8 protein-coding genes and 1 pseudogene are annotated in these 6,648 nt (G+C 70.2%); all 9 read right to left on the bottom strand.

The features are described 5' to 3' along the window. Nucleotides 1-109 precede the first annotated feature (109 nt). Nucleotides 110-613: pseudogene (locus ACVNF4_RS30450) on the bottom strand (asparaginase); the annotation flags it as partial. 34 nt (nt 614-647) lie between these two features. Beyond that, nucleotides 648-2,087: an amino acid permease gene (locus ACVNF4_RS30445; protein ID WP_461806104.1), complete on the bottom strand. Its 1,440-nt coding sequence runs from the start codon at nt 2,085-2,087 to the stop codon at nt 648-650. Beyond that, nucleotides 2,084-2,761, bottom strand: coding sequence for a FadR/GntR family transcriptional regulator (locus tag ACVNF4_RS30440; RefSeq protein ID WP_461806105.1), 678 nt, complete (start codon nt 2,759-2,761; stop codon nt 2,084-2,086). Before ACVNF4_RS30440 ends, ACVNF4_RS30445 begins: the two co-directional genes overlap by 4 nt. Before the next feature lie 157 nt (nt 2,762-2,918). Next, entirely contained in the window at nt 2,919-3,752 is an 834-nt protein-coding gene (locus ACVNF4_RS30435) for an undecaprenyl-diphosphate phosphatase (RefSeq protein WP_461806103.1), read from the bottom strand. A 102-nt stretch (nt 3,753-3,854) separates the two neighbouring features. Then, complete coding sequence (crcB, locus tag ACVNF4_RS30430; RefSeq protein WP_461806102.1) at nt 3,855-4,220, bottom strand: fluoride efflux transporter CrcB; 366 nt, start codon at nt 4,218-4,220, stop codon at nt 3,855-3,857. Next, a complete protein-coding gene (locus ACVNF4_RS30425; RefSeq protein WP_461806101.1) occupies nt 4,217-4,597 on the bottom strand; it encodes a DUF190 domain-containing protein in 381 nt (126 codons plus the stop codon). Before ACVNF4_RS30425 ends, crcB (ACVNF4_RS30430) begins: the two co-directional genes overlap by 4 nt. Beyond that, on the bottom strand, nt 4,594-5,022 hold the full coding sequence (gene crcB / locus ACVNF4_RS30420) for a fluoride efflux transporter CrcB (protein WP_461806100.1): 429 nt from the start codon (nt 5,020-5,022) through the stop codon (nt 4,594-4,596). The genes ACVNF4_RS30425 and crcB (ACVNF4_RS30420) overlap by 4 nt, the downstream gene beginning before the upstream one ends. Nucleotides 5,023-5,088: 66 nt before the next feature. After that, a complete protein-coding gene (locus ACVNF4_RS30415) occupies nt 5,089-6,045 on the bottom strand; it encodes an SMP-30/gluconolactonase/LRE family protein (RefSeq protein ID WP_461806099.1) in 957 nt (318 codons plus the stop codon). Nucleotides 6,046-6,173: 128 nt separating this feature from the next. Continuing rightward, nucleotides 6,174-6,464: an ArsR family transcriptional regulator gene (locus tag ACVNF4_RS30410; RefSeq protein WP_461806098.1), complete on the bottom strand. Its 291-nt coding sequence runs from the start codon at nt 6,462-6,464 to the stop codon at nt 6,174-6,176. Between the last annotated feature and the right edge of the window lie 184 nt (nt 6,465-6,648).

The following is a 6,648-nucleotide window of genomic DNA, read 5'->3' as shown; positions in this document are numbered from 1 at the left end:
GTCTACTCGATCAACGCGACCGATGCGAAGGGGAAGGAGATGAATGGGGTCGCCCAGCGGGTCGTCAGGGCGGCGGTGAGGTGAAGGCTCACGCGATGAGGTGAGGGCCGGGGTCGAGGTAGCCGTCCAGGGACCAGCCGTTGAGCTTGCAGGTGTAGAGCATCGCGGCGTGTTTCCCGGAGCAGTTCTGCGCGAGCCGCGAGGGCCCCCGGCCGGCCCTGATCCACTCGTCGCGCTGGACGGCGCCGTAGGGCATGTCCTCGACGTTGCGCAGCGCGTCCTCGGGGATGCCGGCCAGCTCCAGGATCCGCCGGGCCCCGGCGAGGTGGCGTTCCTCGCCGGAGTGGCTGGCGGCGGCGAGCGAGAGCAGCTCGCCGTCGAGGGGGAGCCCGGCGCGGACCATGGCGACGGCCTGGACGGGCTTGAGGGCGGAGCGGGGGTAGAAGGCGGCCTCGATGTCGCCGAGCTGGAGGGAGACCTCCCCGTCCGCGCCGAGGACGACTACGGAGCCGTAGTGGACGCCCTCGGTGACCCCGGCGCGCACGAGGTGCGCGACGGGGGCGTGGAGGGGTTCGCGGATCAGGGGGGCGTCGGTGGGGGTGCTGCTGAACATCACTGCCTGCGGGTTGTCGTGGGCCGGCGCAGGGTCACGCGCCGGCTTTCGTGGAGGTGCGCTGGATGCGTCCCCGGATGGCGTACCAGCCGGCGACGAGCGCTCCGACGATCAGCGGCAGGCACAGCACCGTGGTGCGTCCGGCGCCGCCGTCGGCGTACATGAGGACCAGGACGGAGGCGAGGAACACCAGCGTCACGATCTCGGTCCAGGGGGAGCCCGGCAGCCGGTAGCCGGGGCGGGTCAGCTCGCCCTTCTGGGTCTTCTGCCAGAACAACAGGTGGCAGACCATGATCATTCCCCAGGTGGCGAGAATGCCGATGGCCGCGAAGTTGAGGACGATCTCGAAGGCGTCCGCCGGGACGACGAAGTTGAGTCCGACACCGAGGACGCAGACGCCGCTGGTGAGGAGGATGCCGCCGTAGGGGACCTGGGTGCGGCTCATCTTCGCGGTGAAGGCGGGGGCGGAGCCGTTGACGGCCATGGAGCGCAGGATGCGTCCGGTGGAGTAGAGGCCGGAGTTCAGGGAGGACATGGCGGCCGTGAGGACGACGAGGTTCATGACGCCGCCGGCGGCCGGGACGCCGATGTTGGACAGGACCGTCACGAAGGGGGACTCGCCCGCCTTGTAGACGTTCCAGGGCAGCAGCATCGACAGGAGGATGACGGAGCCGACGTAGAAGAGGCCGACGCGCCACATGATCGAGTTGATCGCCTTCGGCATGATCTGCTCGGGGTTCTCGGTCTCCCCCGCCGCGACGCCGACGAGTTCGACGGAGGCGTAGGCGAAGACGACGCCCTGGACGATCAGGAGCATGGGCAGCAGGCCGTTGGGGAAGATGCCGCCGTTGTCGGTGATGAGGGACGGACCGGGGGTGTGGCCGTCGACCTGGTGCTGGGTGACCAGCAGGAAGATCCCGATGACCATGAAGACGACGAGCGCGCTCACCTTGATGATCGCGAACCAGAACTCCAGCTCGCCGAAGATCTTGACGGAGATGAGGTTGACGGTCAGCACGACCGCGAGGGCGATCAATGCGAGCACCCACTGGGGGATGTCGGAGAACATGCCCCAGTAGTGCGTGTAGGTGGCGACGGCGGTGATGTCGGCGATGCCGGTCGTCGCCCAGTTGAGGAAGTACATCCAGCCGGCCGTGTAGGCGCCCTTCTCGCCGAGGAACTCCCGGGCGTAGGACACGAAGGCGCCGGAGGAGGGCCGGTACAGGACGAGTTCGCCGAGGGCGCGCACCACGAGGAAGGCGAAGATTCCGCAGACCGCGTAGGCGATGAAGAGGGAGGGTCCGGCGTCGGCGAGCCGGCCGCCCGCGCCGAGGAAGAGGCCGGTGCCGATGGCCCCGCCGATGGCGATCATGTTGACGTGCCGGTGCTTGAGGGACTTGCTGTATCCCTCGTCTCCGGCGTCGACGTGCGGGGACGAGGGGCGCGTCTCGTCTTTGAGGTGCTGTTCGCTCACGCCTCGGGTCCGCCTTCCAGGGGAGTGGTCGCGCGCTCGGGGCGCACGATGTCGGTGAGGGACGTCTCGACGCGGTCGAGGTGATGGCTCATGGCCTCCACCGCGTCGGGTTCGGAACCGTCCATGAGCGCCTCCACGATGGCGCGGTGCTCACGGTTGGACTGTTCGCGCCGGCCGCCCAGTTCGTTGAGGAAGGCCGACTGACGCGCCAGTGCGTCGCGGATCTCCTCGATGACCCGGCGGAAGACCGGGTTCTGGGCGGCTTCGGCGACGGCGAGGTGGAAGAGGGTGTCCATCGCGACCCACGCGGTGGTGTCCGTCTCCCGTTCCATGCGGTCCAGGAGGTGGGTCAGGTGGTCCAGGTTCTCCGGGGTGCGGCGCAGGGCCGCGTACCCGGCGACCGGGATCTCGATGTGGCGGCGCACTTCGAGGAGGTCGCTGGCCGCGTAGTCGCCGAAGGTGGGGTCCTCGACGGTGCTCGCGATCACGAAGGTGCCCTTGCCGGTCTTGGCGACCGTCAGTCCCATCGTCTGGAGGGCGCGCAGGGCCTCGCGGAGCACGGGCCTGGACACCTCCAGGGTGCGGCAGAGCTCGGCCTCGGAGGGCAGCTTGTCGCCGATGGCGTACTCGCCGCGTTCGATGGCGCGGCGGAGGTGGGTGAGGACCGCCTCCATCGCGCTCACGCGACGGGGCCCAGAACCACCTGTCTGGCTGTCTGACAGGTTCACGGGAGTGATGGTGCGGCTGAGCGACAGGCGGTGTCAAGAGAAGCGAAAAGAAAAATTCACCGGGCGTGGGGGCTGAAAGCCTCACCCACGCCCGGTGGTCTGATCAGGCGCTCAGCGCACCCGTGGAGAGCAGTCCGAACAGCAGGACGCCGACGACCAGGCGGTAGACGACGAACGCGTTGAAGGAGTGCTTGGCGACGAACTTCAGCAGCCACGCGATGGAGGCGTACGCGACTGCGAACGAGACGACGGTTCCGACGGCCAGGGGCAGCGCGCCGACGCCCGCGCCGAGGGCGTCCTTCAGCTCGTACAGGCCCGCTCCGGTCAGCGCCGGGATGCCGAGGAAGAAGGAGAGGCGGGTAGCCGCGACCCGGTCGAGGTCGAGGATCAGCGCGGTCGACATGGTGGCGCCGGAGCGGGAGAAACCGGGGAAGAGCAACGCGAGAATCTGCGAACTGCCCACGAGCATCGCGTCCTTGAACGACGTGTCGTCCTCACCGCGCTTGTGCCGGCCCATCTGGTCGGCCGCCCACATGACACCGCTGCCGAGGATCAGGGAGCCGGCCACCACCCACAGCGAGCCCAGCGCGCCGTCGATCAGCGGCTTCGCGGCGAGGCCGACGATCACGATCGGGATCGTCGCGTAGATGACCCACCAGGCGAACTTGTAGTCGTGGTGGTAGCGCTCCTCCTTGTTCGCGATCCCCCGGCCCCAGGCGGAGACGATCCGCACGATGTCCTTGAAGAAGTACACGAACACGGCGGCGATCGCCCCGACCTGGATCACGGCGGAGAAGCCGACGACGGAGGGCTTGTCGACGGGGATGCCCATCAGACCCTCGGTGATCTTCAGATGGCCGGTCGAGGAGACGGGGAGGAACTCGGTCACGCCCTCGACGACTCCGAGGACGACTGCTTGGCCGACGGAGATGCTCATGGAATCCAGTTCTGCGGGAAGCGGAGGAAAGGGGACAGGGACAGGACTTTCGGGGACAGTCCTACCAGCCCCGAGTAGGGCCCGGTTCCTCCTGTTTCTCCGCTACGACCAGAACGTCTGCCCGATCCAGAACCCCCCGGAGGCCGCCCCGAGCCCCGCCACCAGACTGCCCGCGACGTTGGCGAAGGCGTACAGCCCGGCGCCCGCCTCGGCCAGCCGGAGCGTCTCGTAGGAGAACGTCGAGTACGTGGTCAGCGCGCCGCACAGGCCGGTCCCCAGCAACAGCCGCAGATCCGGCCCGGCGGACGCGGCCCCGGTGAGCGTGCCGAGGACGAGACACCCGACGACGTTGACGGCGAACGTGCCCCACGGGAACACCGAGTCGTGCCGGGACTGCACCGCGCGGTCGGTGAGGTAGCGCAGCGGCGCCCCGACCATGCCGCCGACGGCGACCAGCAGCCAGTTCACAACCAGTTCTTACCCTTCTTGTCCGGTTCGCCGGATTCCGCCGGGCGGCCGGTGGGGGCGACGACCAGGCACGGCTCCAGCGTCACCAGCCCCTCCGTGACGAGCCCGTCGAGCTGCGGCAGGAAGGCGCGCACGCGTTCCTCGGTGTCGACGATCACCACCGCGACCGGCAGGTCCTCGCCGAGGGACAGCAGCCGGGTGGTGTGCACGCGCGAGGACGCGCCGAACCCCTCGATCCCCCGGAACACACTGGCCCCGGCGAGCCCCGCCGCGTGCGCGCGGTGCACGATCTCCGCATACAGCGGTCGATGGTTGACCGTGTCACTCTCCCCGATCAACACGGTCAACCTGAGCGCGTTGCCGGTCAGCCTCGTCATGTCTGCCTCTTCGTGAAGAGTCGGCGGGTGGTGGTGGCCGCGAGCCACACGGCGGCCAGGGCGGCGCACAGGGTGCCCGCCAGGTAGGCGAAGGCGGTCGCGGGGTGGCCGTCCCCCACCAGTTTCCGGAAGTCGACGGCGTACGTCGAGAACGTCGTGAACCCGCCGAGGACACCGGTGCCGAAGAACGGCCGCACCAGCCGGTGGACGGTGAGGATCTCCGTGACGAGCACCAGGAACGCCCCGATCACCGCGCACCCGACGACGTTGATCCCGAAGGTCGCCCAGGGGAAACCGCCCTCGCGCGCGGGCCAGATCAGCCCGGTCCCGTACCGGATCAGAGAACCCAGCACACCTCCCACGGCCACCACCGCGACCACCGGAAGCTGTCCCTCGCGCGGGCTCGGTGCCCCAGGCGCTGTCATGTCGTCCGTCTCCTGCCCGACCGCAGTGATCACGGCCGGGCCCAGGGTAACTCCGCCGTTCAAGAGTCAGACGGGCGCACAGACGGCGATCCCGCGCTCGTTCAGGCTGCCGAGGACCAGCAGGCCGTCCGGTGTGCGGCAGACGCTGGTCACCATGCGGAAGCCGGAGCGCCGCCGGGTGAGGTGGTGGACGATCCGGCCGGTGTCGTCGACGGCGAGGACACCGACCGTCCCGGAGGGCCGGTAGGGGGCGTGCAGGGCGACACGCGCGGCACGCCGGCGGACCGCCGGTGACGCCCGGTGCAGGAGGCCGAGGCCGGGCACGCGGGGGCCCGCGAGGGCGACCCAGACGACGCCGTCGGTGCCGTCGCGCCACAGGTTGTCCGGGTGGCCCGGGAGGTCCTCCGCGAAGGGCTCGGCGAGTCCGGTGCGGGGTCCGGTGAGCCAGTACCTGGTCAGACGCCGGGCGCCGGTCTCGGCGACGATCAGGAACGACCCGCAGCCGCTCACCGCGAGCCCGTTGGCGAACTGGAGCCCCTCCAGCAGCACCTCGGGCGTGTCGGCCCCCGGCGAGAGCCGCAGGAGCCGTCCGGTGCCGGTGTGTCCGACGAGGTCGCCGAGCCACTCCCCCAGCGCGAACTCCCGGCTGGAGACGGTGAAGTAGACGGTACCGTCGGCCGTCGCGACGGCGTTGCTGCAGAACCTCAGCGGCTCCCCCTTGGCGGACTCGGTCAGGACGCGCACGCTTCCGTCGCCGGTGTCCAGGTGCAGCAGGGCGCCCTGCGCGTCGCACACCAGCAGGCCGCCGTCCGGGAGGAGTTCGAGGCCGAGGGGGCGTCCGCCGATCTCCCCGACGTGCTCGACGCGGGCCGCGCCGGGGTCGTCGAGGCCTGATATCCGGAAGATCCTCCCGTCCGCGACACCGGTGAGGACTCTGCCGGCCTCGTCCGCCACGACGTCCTCGGGGCCGTGGCCCGGGAGAGTGACGTACCGGAGGGGGACGAGAGCCGCGCGGCGGTCCATGAAAGGTGAGCCCTTCCTGTCGGAAGAGGTAATCCTCCCAGCGGGCGCCGGGGTCCATGCGTGCGGGCCCGGGGCTTTGCCGGGGCTTTCCCCGGGCGGGTCTCCCCCGTCCCACCAGCCCGTCCGCGCTACCGCTGCCAGCCCTTCTCGAACATGCGCGCGGCCTCCGCGATCCGCATCTCGTCACGCCGGTAGTAGGTCCTGAGGCCGACCTTCTCGGACCGCAGCAGTCCCGCGCGCGCGAGGAGGGCGAGGTGGTTGTCCGCGACCTTCCTGCGGACGCCGAGTTTGTGGGCGAGCGCTCCCGCGGTGACGCCGCGCTCGGGGCAGGCACCGCGCCGCGCGGGGAAGTGCAGGGCGGGCTCCTTGAGCCATTCCAGAATGTCCAGGCGCCGTCCGGCCACCCCAGTCCTCAGCATCTGACCTTTCCTCCGTCCTCGCGACGGCCTCCTCTACCGCGTCTGTCCACTCTCCCGCAGTCGATGCCCTCCCGTCCCCGACTCCGTGACGCTTGGCCGGGACACGCCGTCCGGCCTGCGGGGACCGCGCACGCGCGCGGGGCGTTCGGCACGGTTCCGGATCGGCGCGGGGGCCACCGGGCGG

The organism is Streptomyces sp. S6 (assembly GCF_054880855.1).
Note: the sequence above shows the minus strand (reverse complement) of the source record. Positions and strands in the feature narration are given on the sequence as shown.